The organism is Microbacterium sp. UNCCL10 (genome assembly GCF_000746195.1).
Taxonomy (GTDB): domain Bacteria; phylum Actinomycetota; class Actinomycetes; order Actinomycetales; family Microbacteriaceae; genus Microbacterium; species Microbacterium saccharophilum.
In genome coordinates, this window is record NZ_JQKT01000007.1 from 1,505,702 (window position 1) to 1,519,885 (window position 14,184).

12 protein-coding genes are annotated in these 14,184 nt (G+C 74.0%); all 12 read right to left on the minus strand.

Annotated features, from left to right (window positions below; translation table 11 throughout):
- Positions 1-4 precede the first annotated feature (4 nt).
- The 12 genes from recN to BR85_RS15675 all read right to left on the minus strand — a co-directional run bounded on the left by recN (position 5) and on the right by BR85_RS15675 (position 14,171).
- Positions 5-1,708 (minus strand): DNA repair protein RecN, encoded by a 1,704-nt coding sequence (recN, locus tag BR85_RS07450; protein ID WP_028495966.1) that lies wholly within the window; start codon positions 1,706-1,708, stop codon positions 5-7.
- Positions 1,705-2,637, minus strand: coding sequence for an NAD kinase (locus BR85_RS07455; protein WP_028495967.1), 933 nt, complete (start codon positions 2,635-2,637; stop codon positions 1,705-1,707). The genes recN and BR85_RS07455 overlap by 4 nt, the downstream gene beginning before the upstream one ends.
- A 96-nt stretch (positions 2,638-2,733) precedes the next feature.
- Positions 2,734-3,861 (minus strand): DUF418 domain-containing protein, encoded by a 1,128-nt coding sequence (locus BR85_RS07460; RefSeq protein WP_231478591.1) that lies wholly within the window; start codon positions 3,859-3,861, stop codon positions 2,734-2,736.
- Positions 3,840-4,763, minus strand: coding sequence for an ornithine carbamoyltransferase (argF, locus tag BR85_RS07465; RefSeq protein ID WP_028495969.1), 924 nt, complete (start codon positions 4,761-4,763; stop codon positions 3,840-3,842). The genes BR85_RS07460 and argF overlap by 22 nt, the downstream gene beginning before the upstream one ends.
- Positions 4,760-6,010 carry an acetylornithine transaminase gene (locus tag BR85_RS07470; protein ID WP_028495970.1) on the minus strand — a complete coding sequence of 417 codons (1,251 nt, stop codon included), beginning with the start codon at positions 6,008-6,010 and terminating at the stop codon, positions 4,760-4,762. The genes argF and BR85_RS07470 overlap by 4 nt, the downstream gene beginning before the upstream one ends.
- Entirely contained in the window at positions 6,007-6,906 is a 900-nt protein-coding gene (gene argB / locus BR85_RS07475) for an acetylglutamate kinase (RefSeq protein ID WP_028495971.1), read from the minus strand. The genes BR85_RS07470 and argB overlap by 4 nt, the downstream gene beginning before the upstream one ends.
- On the minus strand, positions 6,903-8,060 hold the full coding sequence (gene argJ, locus BR85_RS07480; protein WP_028495972.1) for a bifunctional glutamate N-acetyltransferase/amino-acid acetyltransferase ArgJ: 1,158 nt from the start codon (positions 8,058-8,060) through the stop codon (positions 6,903-6,905). The genes argB and argJ overlap by 4 nt, the downstream gene beginning before the upstream one ends.
- Positions 8,057-9,103, minus strand: a complete 1,047-nt coding sequence (gene argC, locus BR85_RS07485) for an N-acetyl-gamma-glutamyl-phosphate reductase (protein ID WP_028495973.1) — start codon at positions 9,101-9,103, stop codon at positions 8,057-8,059. Before argC ends, argJ begins: the two co-directional genes overlap by 4 nt.
- A 571-nt stretch (positions 9,104-9,674) precedes the next feature.
- Entirely contained in the window at positions 9,675-10,649 is a 975-nt protein-coding gene (locus BR85_RS07490; protein ID WP_028495974.1) for an NAD-dependent epimerase/dehydratase family protein, read from the minus strand.
- Between the two features lie 58 nt (positions 10,650-10,707).
- The gene (locus tag BR85_RS07495; protein WP_028495975.1) at positions 10,708-12,288 is read right to left on the minus strand and encodes a hypothetical protein; all 1,581 of its coding nucleotides are present in this window, start codon (positions 12,286-12,288) and stop codon (positions 10,708-10,710) included.
- Positions 12,270-13,040: an ABC transporter ATP-binding protein gene (locus BR85_RS07500; RefSeq protein WP_028495976.1), complete on the minus strand. Its 771-nt coding sequence runs from the start codon at positions 13,038-13,040 to the stop codon at positions 12,270-12,272. The genes BR85_RS07495 and BR85_RS07500 overlap by 19 nt, the downstream gene beginning before the upstream one ends.
- A gap of 75 nt (positions 13,041-13,115) precedes the next feature.
- Positions 13,116-14,171, minus strand: coding sequence for an alpha/beta fold hydrolase (locus BR85_RS15675; RefSeq protein WP_028495977.1), 1,056 nt, complete (start codon positions 14,169-14,171; stop codon positions 13,116-13,118).
- Positions 14,172-14,184 lie beyond the last annotated feature (13 nt).

Sequence of the window (14,184 nt, forward strand, 5' to 3'; positions counted from 1 at the left end):
GCTTTCATCCTATCAGTCGTGGTGAGCCGAGGCTGAGCAGCTCCCGTGCGTGTTCCAGCGCGGCGTCCGAATCGGGCAGGCCGGAGAGGAGACGCGCCATCTCCGCCTCACGGTCGGCGCCTGTGAGGACGCGGACGCTCGAGGCGGTGACCGAGCCGTCGCTGGCCTTGACGACGCTGAGGTGGTTGTTCGCGAAGGCGGCCACCTGCGCGAGGTGGGTCACGGCGATCACCTGGCTCGTCTGCGCGAGCTTCGCGAGGCGCCGGCCGACCTCGATGGCCGCGGCGCCGCCGATGCCGGCATCCACTTCGTCGAACACGAACGTCGGGACGGGGTCGGTCGCCGCGATGACGACCTCGATCGCGAGCATGACGCGGCTGAGCTCGCCGCCGGACGCGCCGCGTGCGACGGGGCGCGGATCGGCGCCGGGGTGCGGGGAGAGGAGGATCGTCACATCGTCCCGGCCGTGCGCCGTCTCCGCGCCGGGCGCCACCGTCACGACGATGCGCGCGTCGGGCAGAGCGAGGTCGCGGAGCTCCGCGGTGACCGCCTCCCCCAGCTTCTCCGCCGCGGCCGTGCGGGCGGCGGTCAGCGTCGCGGCGTGCGCGTCGACGAGCGCCGCGGCCTCCTGCGTCTGGGCGGTGAGGCGCTCCACCCGGTCGCCGTCGTCGTCGAGCTCGGCCAGCCGCGCCGCGCCGCTCTCGCGGAGCGCGAGGACCTCCTCGAGCGTCCCGTGAGCGCGGAGCAGGGCACCGAGGGCCGCGCGGCGCTCTTCGACGGCAGCGAGCTCGTGCGGGCCGGATTCGTCGAGGTCGGCGAGGTAGCTGCTGAGCTCGCCGGCGACGTCGGCGACGCGGTAGCCGAGCTCGCCGAGCGTGTCCGAGACGGTGGCGAGGGCGGGGTCGCTGTGCGAGACGCGATCGAGGATGCGGCGGGCTTCGCCCAGCAGCGCCTGCGCGTCGGGCTGGTCGTCGTCGCTGGAGAGCGCGGCGTGCGCCGTGGCGGCGGCGAGGCGGAGGTCCTCCGCGTTCGCGAGGCGCTCGGCGCGCTGCGACAGCTCGACGTCCTCGCCCGCGTGCGGGTCGACCTGTTCGATCTGCTCGAGGGCGACACGCAGGTCGTCCGCTTCGCGGGCGCGGCTGTCGCGCTCGGCGGTCAGCGTCGCGAGCTCGTCCGTGACGGCGCGCCAGTGCGTCCACGCGTCGCGGTACGCGGCCAGCGCGGCGGCGACCTCGTCTCCCCCGAACCGGTCGAGCGCGTCGCGCTGCGCGGCGGCGCTGCGCAGCCGCAGCTGGTCGGACTGGCCGTGCACGACGACGAGCTGGTCGGCGAGGTCGGCGAGCACGCCCGCGGGCGCCGTGCGGCCGCCCACCGTGGCGCGGCTGCGGCCCTCGCTGGAGAGCGTCCGCCCGAGGTACAGCTCCGCACGCCCGTCGCCGATCGGCTCGACCTCGCCGCCGGCGTCATGCACCCTCTCCACGACGGGCCCGTCCTCCGGCACGATCCAGACACCCTCGACCCACGCCTGGGCGGCGCCGGAGCGGACGGCGCCGGAGTCGGCGCGCTGGCCGAGGAGCAGCCCGAGCCCCGTGACGACCATGGTCTTGCCGGCGCCGGTCTCACCCGTGATGGCGGTGAACCCGGTGCCCATCGGCAGGGTCGCCTGCGCGATCACACCGAGATCGCGCAGACGCATCTGCTCGATCACTCGGCCACCCGCGTGTCGGCGCGTGTCGGCCCCCGCCATCCCGTGACGGGGAGCTGGAACTTCCGCACCAGCCGGTCTGTGAACGGCGCGGGATGCAGGCGCGCGAGCCGCACCGGGATGTCGGAGCGGCGCACCACGACGCGGGCGCCGGGGGGCAGGTCGTGCGAGCGGCGCCCGTCGGCCCAGAGGATGCCGATGCCGTCGGTGCGCGCCAAGACCTCGATCGCGACGGCGGCCTCGGGCCCGACGACGAGCGGGCGGGCGAACAGCGCGTGCGCGGACAGCGGCACGACGGCGAGGGCCTCCACGCTCGGCCAGATCACGGGGCCGCCGGCGGAGAAGTTGTAGGCGGTGGAGCCCGTCGGCGTCGAGACGACGACGCCGTCGCAGCCGAAGGTCGACAGGGGCCGGCCGTCGATCTCCATGACGACCTCCATCATCCGCTCGCGGGAGGCCTTCTCGACGGTCACCTCGTTGAGCGCCCACGTCTCGTAGATGACGGTGCCGCCGGCGTCCTTGACCCGCGCGGACAGGGTCATCCGCTCTTCCACCTCGTAGTCGCGCGCGATGACCCGCTGCATGGCGTCGTCGATGACGTCCGCCTCGATCTCCGCGAGGAACCCGACGTGGCCCATGTTGATGCCGAGGATCGGCGCGGTGCCGTCGCGGACGAGCTCCGCGGCACGCAGGATCGTGCCGTCGCCGCCCAGCACGATCGCGATCTCCACGTCCGCGACGGGAACGTCGAAGCCGAGCAGTGCGATCGGTGCGAGATCGGAGAGCGCCGCCACGAGGGCGTCGTCGTCCGCGGCGAGGACCGGGCGGGCGCCGGCCGCGATGAGCGCGGCGATGACGCGGCGAGCGGCGGCGACGGTGTCTTCCCGGTGGGCGTGCGCGACGACGAGGATGTCACGAGGCGCGTTCGTCATCAGGCTCCCGCCGGTCGGTTCACGGTGCTCCACCATTCTGTCTGTCGCGGGCGCTGAGGCGAAACGGCGCGCGTGCCCCTCCCGGCATCCACGCCGTCACGCCCGTCCGGGCACGGCGAGGCGGGCCGCGGCGGCGACGAAGCGCTCCATGGGGCCGCGGCCCAGCAGCAGGGCCCAGGCCGTGCACGCCGCGATGGTCGTCAGCGCGAACGGCCAGAACGGCTCGAGGGCGCGGAAGCCGCCCAGGTCGCCGACGTCGCCGATCGTCGCGGCGGCGAGGAGCGCCCACGCGAACACCTGGCCGACGTAGGCGGTGAGCGGCATCGTCCCGACGGCGCGCAGCGGCAGCAGGACCCAGGTGAGCGGCGTGCGGCAGACGAGGAGGCAGAGACCGAGGACGGCGAGCGCGAACCCGCCGGACCCCACGACCTCGAGGATGCCGCCGGAGTGCGCGGCGGCGGTCCACACGTGGCAGAGGTACTCGCCGTCCTCGGGCGCGCGCGAGACGGCATCCGCCGTGTACGCGATCACGGCCGCCGCGGCGCCGCCGGCGGTCAGCACGACCTGCGTGCGCGCGGCGCGCAGGTCGGAGCGTCCCGCCGCGAGCCCCGCGACGAGGAAGGCCGTCCAGAGCGGGAACGGGTAGCCCCAGCCGAGCAGGAGCCCCAGGGTCTCGCCCGCGACGCCCTCCCACACCGGCAGCGCGTCGAGCGCGGGCTGCACCCACGGCATGACGAGCGCGAGCCCCCCGGCGATGATCCAGAGGACACCCGCCCGGAGGCGGAGGAGCGGGAGCGCGAGCAGGAACAGCAGGGCGTAGGCGGGCAGGATGATCAGCAGCGGGACACCGGTGATGATGAGCGCGAGGCCCACGAGCCAGAGGACCCCGCCGCGCACCGCGAGACGGCGACGCACGAGCGCGAGCGCGGCGCCGGCGACCGGGCTCGGCCCGCCGGAGACGAGCGCGATCGACACGCCCGCGAGCACGGCGAACAGGATGGACGAGCGGCCGTTGGCGACATCCGCCCAGGTCGCCGGGTCACCCCAGGAGAACTCCTCCTCGATCGTGAGCATGTGCGCCGCGAACATCCCCAGCACGGCGAGGGCGCGCGCGAGGTCGACGCCGTGCAGGCGTCCCGCCCGGTTCCACGCCCGCGGGTCTTCGCGATGCAGCCTGCGACTGTCCGGCCGGCCGCCGGGGGTCACTGCTGACGCAGCAGCCACACGAGCAGGGCCTTCTGGGCGTGCAGACGGTTCTCCGCCTCGTCCCACACGACGCTCTGCGGGCCGTCGATGACCTCGGCGTCCACCTCGTAGCCGCGGTCGGCGGGCAGGCAGTGGATGAAGATCGCGTCGTCCTGCGCGAGCGCCATGGTCGCCGTCGTCACCTTGTAGCCGCCGAGGTCCTGCAGGCGCGCGGCCTTCTCCTCCTCCTTGCCCATCGACACCCACGTGTCCGTGACGATGACGTCGGCACCGGCGGCCGCTGCGGCGGGGTCGGTGCTGAGCGTCACGGAGCCGCCGGTCTGCGCCGCGATCGCGCGCGCGTCGGCGACGACGTCGGCGCGGGGCGCGTACGCCTCCGGCGAGGCGACGCGCACGTGCATGCCCGCCGTGACGCCGGCGAGGAGGTAGGAGTGGCCCATGTTCGACTTGCCGTCGCCGAAGAACGTGAGGGTGAGACCGGCGAGGTCCCCCTTGTGCTCCCGGATCGTCAGGAGGTCGGCGAGGAGCTGGCACGGGTGGAAGTCGTCGCTCAGGGCGTTGACGACCGGCACGCGCGTGCCGCGTGCCATCTCCTCCAGCCCCGCCTGCGCGTAGGTGCGCCAGACGATCGCGGCGACCTGGCGCTCGAGGACGCGCGCCGTGTCGGACGGCGTCTCCTTGCCGCCGAGCTGGCTGTTGGCCGTCGAGATGATCAGCGGCGACCCGCCGAGGTCGGCGATGCCGACCGCGAACGACACGCGCGTGCGCGTGGAGGACTTGTCGAAGATGACCGCGACGGTCTGCGGACCGGCGAGCGGCTTGACCTTCCAGCGGTCTTTCTTCAGGTCGAGGGCGAGGTCGAGGATCTCCGCCTGCTCGGCGGGGCTCAGGTCGTCGTCGCGGAGCAGATGGCGGGTCACGCGGACACCTCCGGGGTCGGGTGGTTCTCATCGAGCAGCAGCGCGTCCTCGACGGTGCGCAGGGCCTTGCCGAACAGGTCCTGGAACTCGTCGATCTCGACGTCGCCGATCGTGAGCGGCGGCGCGAGGCGGATCGTGGACTCGTTGGCCGCGTTGACGATGAGGCCGTGCTCCTGCGCCGCCGCGACGACGGCCTTGGCGACGGGATGCCGCAGCGCGACGCCGACGAGGAGCCCCTGACCGCGGCATCCCTCGACGAGGTCCGACCCGATCGCGGCGACGGCCTCGCGCACCTGCGCGCCGCGCACGGCGGCGTTCTCGACGAGTCCGGCGCGCTCGATCTCGCTGAGGACGGCGGAGGACACCGCGGTGGCCAGGGCGTTGCCGCCGAACGTCGAGCCGTGGGTGCCCGGGTAGAACAGCTCCCCCGCGGCGCCGAACGTGATGAGCGCGCCGATCGGGATCCCGTTGCCGATGCCCTTGGCGACCGTGATCGCATCCGGCGTGATGCCGGCGTGCTGGAAGCCGAACCAGGCGCCGGTGCGTCCCGCGCCGGTCTGGATCTCGTCGACGATCAGCAGGGCGCCGTGCCGTGCGGTGATCTCGCGCGCGGCGGCGAGGTAGCCCTCCGGCAGCTCGATGACGCCGGCCTCGCCCTTGATGGGCTCGACGAACAGAGCGGCGACCCGGTCGTCCATCGCGGCCTCGAGCGCCTCGACGGTGGAGTCGAGGAACTCGACGCCCGGCACCATCGGCTCGAACGGCGCCTGCATGTAGGGCTTCCCGGTGAGGGCGAGGGTGCCCATCGTGCGGCCGTGGAAGGCGTCCTTCAGGGCGAGGATGCGGGGCCGGTCGGCGCCGCCGTGCAGGCGGGCGAGCTTGAACGCCGCCTCGTTGGCCTCGGCGCCGCTGTTGCCGAAGTACACCCGGCCCTCCGGGCCGGTGCCGGCGAGCCGCTTCAGCTGGGCCGCGAGGGCCAGCTGCGGCGGGGTCGCGAAGTAGTTCGACACGTGCGTGAGGGTCGCGGCCTGCGTCGCGGCCGCCTCGACGAACGCAGGATGGGCGTGCCCCAGCGAGACGACCGCGATGCCGCCGAGGAAGTCGAGGTAGCGCCGCCCCTCGTCATCCCACAGGTACGCGCCTTCGCCGCGCACGAACAGCGCGTAGCGGTCGCCCGAGTTCAGGACGAGGTCGCGGGAGGCGGCGTCCTTCCAGCTCGGCTTGTCCGTCGTCGATGCGCCGGTCACTGCGCCACCACCTCTGTTCCGATTCCCTGTTCCGTGAAGATCTCCACCAGCACCGAGTGCGGCTGGCGGCCGTCGATGATCGCCGCCGTGTCGACGCCGCCGTCGACGGCGTCGAGGCAGGCCTGCATCTTCGGGATCATGCCCGACTCCAGCCGCGGCAGCATCGCGCGCAGCTCGGAGGCCGTCAGGTGCGACACGAGCGAGTCCCGGTCGGGCCAGTCGGCGTAGAGCCCCGGCACGTCGGTGAGGACGACGAGCTTCGTCGCCCCGAGCGCGACGGCGAGGGCCGCGGCGGCGGCATCCGCGTTGACGTTCAGCGAATGGCCCGGGTTGTCGAGGTCGGGCGCGATGGAGGAGACGATCGGGATGCGGCCCGCGGCGAGCTGGTCGAGGACGGGCTGCGGGCTCACCTGCACGACGTCGCCGACGTGCCCGAGGTCGTGCTCCTCGCCGTCGATGACGACGCCGCGGCGGCGGCCGCCGAACAGGCCGGCATCCTCACCGGAGAGCCCCGTCGCGAACGGGCCGTACGCGTTGATCTTCGCGACCAGCTGCGGGTTGATCTGGCCGGTCAGGACCATCCGCACGACGCTGATCGCCTCCATGCTCGTGACGCGGTACCCGCCCTTGAACTCGCTCGGGATGGAGAGCCGGTCGAGCATCTTGGAGATCTGCGGGCCGCCGCCGTGCACGACGACCGGCTTGACGCCGACGAACCGGAGGTAGGCGATGTCCTGCGCGAACGACTCCTGCAGCTCCTCGGAGATCATGGCGTTGCCGCCGTACTTGATGACGATGATCTGGTCGCGGAAGCGCTGCAGCCACGGGAGCGACTCGATGAGGACGCCGGCCTTGACGGCGGCCTCCTCGGGGGTGGTCTGCTGGATGTCGGTCATGAGGAGTACGCGCTGTTCTCGTGGACGTAGTCGTGCGTGAGGTCGTTCGTGAGGATCGTCGCCTCGGACTCGCCGGTGCGCAGGTCGATGAGGATCGACGTGGCGCGCGGGGTGAGGTCGACCTCTTCGCGGGGCCGGTCGGGGCCGCCCTGTGTGCAGACGCGGACGCCGTTGAACCACACGTCGACGTCGTACGGGTCGAACGCGGCGTCGGTCGTGCCGATCGCGGCGAGCACGCGCCCCCAGTTGGGGTCGTTGCCGAAGATCGCGGCCTTGAAGAGGTTGTTCCGGGCGACGGAGCGGCCGACGGCGACGGCGTCCTCCTCGGATGCCGCGTGCACGACCCGGATCGCGATCGCGTGGCTCGCGCCCTCGGCGTCGGCCTGCAGCTGCTCGGCGAGGTCCTGGCACACCTCGGTGAGCGCCGTGGCGAACACGGCGAGGTCGGGTTCCAGTCCGGTGGCGCCGCTCGCGAGCAGCGTCACCTGGTCGTTCGTCGACATGCAGCCGTCGGAGTCGAGGCGGTCGAACGTCCGGGCCGTCGCGCGTCGCAGCGCCGCGTCGGCGTCGGCCGGCTCGAGTCGGGCGTCGGTCGTAATGACGACGAGCATCGTGGCAAGTCCGGGCGCCAGCATCCCGGCGCCCTTCGCCATGCCGCCGATGGTCCAGCCGTCGCGGCTGACGACCGAGCGCTTGGGCTTCGTGTCGGTCGTCATGATCGCGAGCGACGCGTCATCGCCGCCGGCGGCGCTGAGCGACGCGATCGCCTCGGCGGTGCCGGCGAGGACCTTGCCGCGGAAGACCTCGTCGCCGGTGCCGATGAGGCCCGTCGAGCAGACCAGGATGTCGCCGGCACTGACGCCGAGCAGCTCCGCGGCCTTCTCGGCCGTCTGATGCGTCGTCTGGAAGCCGAACGACCCCGTGAAGCAGTTCGCGCCGCCGGAGTTCAGCACGACGGCCTCGACGACGCCGTCCGCGATGGCCTGCTGCGACCAGATGATGGGGTTCGCCTTGGCGCGGTTGCTCGTGAAGACGGCGGCGCCGGTCTTGTGTGGCCCGCGGTTCACGACGACGGCGAGGTCCTTCCCGCCGCTGCTCTTCAGGCCGGCGGTGACGCCCGCGGCTTCGAATCCCTGCGCTGCCGTGACACTCACGGGGCGACTCCGTTCACGCTCAGGCCCGTGGCCTCGGGGAGGCCGAGGGCGATGTTCATCGACTGGATGGCGGCGCCGGCGGTGCCCTTGACGAGGTTGTCGACGGCCGCGACGACGACGACGCGGTTCGCGGCGCGGTCGATCGCGAGGCCGATGAGCGCCGTGTTCGCGCCGAGGACGTCGGCGGTGCGGGGGAACTGGCCGGCCGGAAGGAGCTGCACGAACGTCTCGTCGCCGTACGCGTCCTCCCACGCGGCGCGGATGTCGGCATCCGTCGCCCCGTCCGCGATCGGGGCCGTGGAGGTCGCGAGGATGCCGCGCGCCATGGGCACGAGCACGGGCGTGAACGAGATGCCGACGGGGCCGGTCGCACCGGCATCCACGAGGGCCTGCCGGATCTCCGGGATGTGCCGGTGCGTCCCGCCCACGGCGTACGGGTTCGCGGAGCCGAGGATCTCAGAGGCCAGGAGGTTCGTCTTCAGGCTCTTGCCGGCGCCGGACGGGCCGACGGCGAGCACCGTGACGATGTCGGCGGCGTCGATGACGCCCGCCGCGACACCGGGCGCGAGGCTCAGGCTCACGGTGGAGGCGTTGCAGCCCGGGGCCGCGATGCGCGTCGCACCGGCGAGGTGCTCGCGCTGCTTGCGGCCGCCGACGAGGAGCTCGGGCACCCCGTACGTCCACGGCTCGTGGAACGCGCCGCCGTAGAAGGCGTCCCACGCGTCCGGGGAGGTCAGCCGGTGGTCGGCGCCGGCGTCGATGACGAGCGGGGTGTCGACCAGCGCGTCGGTGTACTGACCGGACTGCCCGTGCGGCAGCGCGAGGAAGACGACGTCGTGACCGGCGAGGGTCTCCGGCGTCGTGTCCTGCAGGGTCAGGTGCGCGAGGGAGCGCAGGTGGGGCTGGTGCTCGATGAGCGGCTGCCCGGCATTGGAGTGCGCGGTGACCGTGCGGATCTGGACGTCGGGGTGGGCGGCGAGCAGGCGCAGGATCTCGCCGCCCGCGTAGCCGGAGGCGCCGGAGACGGCGACCGAGATGGTCATGCTTCAACCTTATTGTCTGAGAGGGCGTCGCCTCGGACGGCGACCGGGACCGGAGACCGGCGACACCTGCGCTCGACCCGTTCGGGGAGCACGCGGGGTCGCCTAGAGTCGGCGGCCGCTCAGACGCCGGCGCGCGCGGAAGACCGTCGAGACGGTGCGGTTCGCGGGCGCGGGCATGCCGAGACGATAGCGCCGCGGCGCGGCATCCGCCAAATCGCGGCACCGGAGCGGCGCGTCGCGCGTCGCGCGTCGCGCGGTCGAAAGCAGCACCCGCGGTCGAACATTCCGCAGCGCGTGCCGCTTTCGACAGCGCGAGCCCCGGGCCCACCGTCGGGTGGGCGATCCGGCGCGGGGTCGGGGCGGGGGGCTGCGCGGGTCGGGGCTGCGCGGGGTCGGGGTTGCGCGAGGTCGGGGTCCGGCGCGCGGGCAGGGCCGAGCGCGCACGGGAGGCGATGTCCGCGCGGGAGGATCAATGCGCCGGAAAGGGCCTCCCGAGGCGTCATCTCCTCCCCAGACAGAGGCCTGATGGGCAGAGAGCACCCGGGCGGGCAAAGAGCACCCGGGCGGCCGCTCAGGCCAGGGCGGCGATGAGGTCGATCTCCTCGGCGCGGCTGAGGCCGCTGGCGCGCGCCCGGTCGAGACCGCGTTCCCGCTCGTCGGCGAGGACGCGCGCGACGGTCTCCTCGAGAGGGCGGATGCTGCCGCCGGCGGCGCGGTACGCGTCGCCCCGGCGCGTCGCGAAGCCCGGCATGTCGCCCGGCAGCCACAGCGGGAGGGAGCGGGGCCCCGCCCACGGCGCCACGCCCTGCTCGACGAGCCAGTCGGGTGAAGCCGCGCGGAGGGCGCCGGTGTGGCCGGCGACAGCGCGGGCCACCCCGAGCATGTCGCCGAGCGGCATCGAGGGGCCGATCGCGTTGACGGTGCCGGTCCACCCGCGCCCGCCGGCGGCGAGGATGAACTCGGCGAGGTCGTCGACGTCGATCACCTGCGCCGTGAGCCCCTCGGCATCCGGCACGAGCACGGGCCCGGAGCCGGCGAGGGCGCACCGCGACGGCCAGTACCCGAACCGGTCGGTGGGGTCGCCGGGGCCCACGATGAGGCCTGGGCGCGTGATCGCGGCGCGGTCGCCGAGCGTCCCGACGGCCCGCTCGGCGGCGGACTTCGCTCGCGAGTAGTCGTACTCGTCGCCGGGCTCTGCGGGCACGGCGAGCGCGGCGGATTCGTCGGCGTCGACCTCGGTGTTCTCGGCGTAGACCGACAGGCTCGACACGTAGCTCCAGTGCGCCGCCTGCCCGCCGAGGGCGTCGACCGCCGCGGCCACGGCGACGGGATCGGAGGAGATGTCGACGACCTCGTCCCACTCCTCCCCCGCGACCTCCGCATAGGCGTCCGCGGTGGCGCGGTCGGCGACGACGAGCGCGGCGCCCGCGGGGGCGGGCCGGCCGCCTCGGGCCAGGCAGGTGACGGCGGCGCCGGCATCCACCCATCGCCGCGCGAGGCGACCGCTCAGCCATCCGGTGCCGCCGAGGACGAGTACCCGTGTCATCCCGCCATCCCAGCAAACCGGCCCGCCGCCCGCCACCCGGTCCGCTGAGAGCGCAACCTCAGACCGGGAACGCCTTGATCCGCGCGAGGAGGTCCGGGCCGGTGCGGTCGAGCGTGCGCCCGCCGACGACCACCCCGGCGACGACGACGCCCCCGCCGACCACCATCCCGACGGCGAGCGCGAGCCCGCCGGTCAGGGCCGAGCCGGTCGCCACCCCGATCGCCGCGAGCACGAGCGCGGGTGTCGCGAGGGCGGCGCAGGCGAGCCACACGACGAACACGAGGAGGCCGCTGACGAAGGTCTGGCCGGGCACGCTCTTGAACGGGCTGTCCCCCGCCGCGGCGACCGGCGTCACGATGAGCGCGGACGACACCGCGGTGACCCCGTACCCGACCAGCAGCAACCCCCATGCGCCGCCGAGGACGGCGGGCAGGTGCTCCAGCCGCCCGGCGACCGCGAGGGTCACAACCGCGATGACGAGCGTCAGCGGCACGCCGATGCACGCCGCCGCGAGGACCCGCCCGAGCCGGTCCTCCCGCCCCCGCACGCCGCTCGCGAGCACCGTCGCGAACGCCGTGCCGTCGTAGGAGATGTCGGAGTAGCCGGCCACGGACAGGACGAAGGCGGCGGCGAGCGCCGACGCCGTGAACAGGGCGCTGTCGACGCCCGCGGAGAAGGCGAAGAGCACCGGGAACAGCGGCACGACGAGCAGCTGTCGGAGGTAGCGCGGGTCGCGGACCCACGCGGTGAGCGCGCGCGCCCACGTCGCACCGACGCCGCCCGTCGGCATCCGCCCGAACAGGCCCAGCGTGCCGCGCCGGACGGCGCGTGCCGCCGTCTGCGGCGGGGAGGTCAGCGACGCCTCGAGCGCGCGCGACCAGAGCAGCCAGATGACCGCGAGCGTGGCCACGGCGATCGCGAACTTCACCGCCGCCGTCAGCCACGTTCCCGCGGCGATGTCGCCGGGCACGGCCCAGGCGGCGCCGAACGGGGTCCAGCCGAGGATCGCCCCGGCCTGCGTGAAGCGCGCCACGAGGTCTCCCGTGCTGTCGAGGAGCGCCAGGATGCCGGCGACGATCGGCCCCGACATGATCAGCAGCGTCAGCACGACGGTGCCGACGACCTCGCGGCTGCGCCGGTTGCCGCCGAGCCCCGTGGAGAGCGTCCCCATGAAGCGCGTCGCGACGACGCAGGTCAGCACGGCGAGCGCGGATGCCGGGACGGAGGCGATCGCCGCGGCAGGCCAGCGCACCCACAGCGCGACGGTCGCGAACGCACCGAGGGCCGTCACGATGCCGGGGATGCCGGTGAGCCCCGTCGCGGTGAGGGCTGCCATGACCTGCCGCGTCGTGAGCGGGAAGGGCGCGAGCCGCGCGCCGTCGATCGTGGTCTCCATGCCGGCGATCAGCAGCGGACCGACGATCCAGCCCACCAGCAGCGCCGAGCCGCCGACGACGGCCACCGTCCGGGCGACGTCGGGCCCCTGGAGGAGGCCCACCGCGATGAGCCCGGCCACGACGGCGACGAGCACCCACAGGGCGGAGAGCACCCCGAAGCAGAAGCCGACGAGCTGCCAGGGCCGGCGGGCGAGGGTGTTGCCGAGGATGCGGAAGCGCAGCCTCAGGACTGTCGCAACCACTGCGGCCCCTCGGAGATGTGCCGTCCGCCGACGAGCGCGACGAAGCGGTCCTGCAGGCTCTCCCCCGCGCGGACGTCGTCCACCGTCCCGGCAGCCAGGACCCGGCCCGCGGCGATGACGGCGACGTGGTCGCACATCCGCTGCACGAGATCCATCGAATGACTGGAGACGATGACGGTGCCGCCGGAGGCGGTGTAGCTGCGCAGCACGTCCTCGATGTTGGCCGCCGAGACCGGGTCGACGGCTTCGAACGGCTCGTCGAGCACGAGGAGGCGGGGAGCATGGACGAGCGCGCACGCGAGCGCGACCTTCTTGGTCATGCCGGCGGAGTAGTCGGCCACGATCGTGCCCGCCGCGTCGCCGAGGTCCATCATCTCCAGCAGGTCGGCGACGCGCGGGGCGATGTCGGGGCGCGGGATGCCGAACAGCATGGCCGTGTAGGTGATGAGCTGCTCGCCGGTGAGCCGGTCGAAGAGGCGGATCCCGTCGGCGAGGTTGCCGATCATGGCCTTCGCGGCGACCGGGTCGGCCCACACGTCCACGCCGTGCACCCGCACGCCGCCGGCGTCGGGGCGCAGCAGTCCCGTGGCCATCGACAGCGTCGTGGTCTTGCCGGCGCCGTTGGGCCCGACGAGGGCGTAGAACGATCCGGCGGGCACGACGAGGTCGATCCCCGCGACGGCGACGTTGTCGCCGAACCGCTTCACGAGCCCGGTCAGCTGCAGGGCCGGCACGGCGGGTGACTCGCTCATCGCCCGAGCCTATCGCCGGGGCCCCGTGCCCCGTCCAGCACTGTTGCGCCCTCGCGCGCGAGGGCGCGGATGCGTTCACACCCCCCGCGCGAGGACCCAGGCCGCCGCGGCGGCACGGGAGGGGGCGCCGAGCTTCGCACGGGCGTTGGCGACGTGCCGGTGCACGGTGTGGATGCTGAGGAAGAGCCGGTCGGCGATCTGCGCATCCGTCATGCCGCGGGCGACGAGGAGGAGGATCTCGCGTTCGCGCTCGGTGAGGGGGGACGGGAGGGATGCCGTCGGCGACGCGTCGACGGCATCGGCCGGATCCCCGGCGTCGTCCCCGTCGAAGGCGAGCGCATGCCGGATGATCGCCGCGCTGTCGCCATGCCAGGGGTGGTGCGCGGTGCCGTCGAGCACCTCGAGCCGCGCGTGCGGGATGGCATCGGCGGTCTCCGCGCCGAGGGCGAGCGGAATCGCCCGGTCGCCACGACGGTGCAGGACGAGGGTCGGCGCGGAGACGGCTGCCGCGTCGTCGCGCGCGTCGAAGGAGTACACGGCGGCGAGCGCGGCGGCCGCCGCGGCGGCGGTCCCCGTCGCGCGCTGGTGCTGCAGGAACGCGCGCTGCTCCTCCGGCGTCGCATCGGGGTAGAAGATCTCCGCCATGACGCGGGAGCTGACGCCCCAGCTGCGGCGGACGAGGTCGACGAGGGCCGCCCGGTCGGCGGCGCTCGCGATCGCGTCGCCGTGCAGGTACGAGCCGCAGAGGATCAGGCGGCGGACGCGATCGGGATGCCGTGCGGCGAAGGCCACGGCGATGGGACAGCCCGAGGATCCCGCGAGCAGCGTCACCTGCGGAGCCCCGGCGGCGTCGAGGACGGCGAGGAGGGCGTCGGCGTGCGGCCCGAGCCCGGCGGGGGTCTCCCGGCGCGAGCGCGACAGCCCGCTGCCGGGAGCGTCCATGCGGATCACCCGGCGCCGGTTCTCGAGCGTCGCGAGGAAGCTCCGCAGCGGCGGGTAGTCGGCATCCCGTTCGAGGTGGCTCATCCACCAGCCGCCGAGGAGCAGGGGCGCGCCCGTCCCGCGCTCGGTCCAGGCGACATCGTCCGATCCCGACCGCGCATACCGGATCGGCGGGGCAGCGGCCTCCACGACATCAGTATGG

Coding starts and splice junctions, on each gene's coding strand:
- BR85_RS07455 (WP_028495967.1), bottom strand. CDS start 2,637: ATGACGAACGCGCCTCGTGACATCCTCGTCGTCGCGCACGCCCACCGG.
- argB (WP_028495971.1), bottom strand. CDS start 6,906: ATGACCGACATCCAGCAGACCACCCCCGAGGAGGCCGCCGTCAAGGCC.
- argC (WP_028495973.1), bottom strand. CDS start 9,103: ATGACCATCTCGGTCGCCGTCTCCGGCGCCTCCGGCTACGCGGGCGGC.
- BR85_RS07490 (WP_028495974.1), bottom strand. CDS start 10,649: ATGACACGGGTACTCGTCCTCGGCGGCACCGGATGGCTGAGCGGTCGC.
- BR85_RS07500 (WP_028495976.1), bottom strand. CDS start 13,040: ATGAGCGAGTCACCCGCCGTGCCGGCCCTGCAGCTGACCGGGCTCGTG.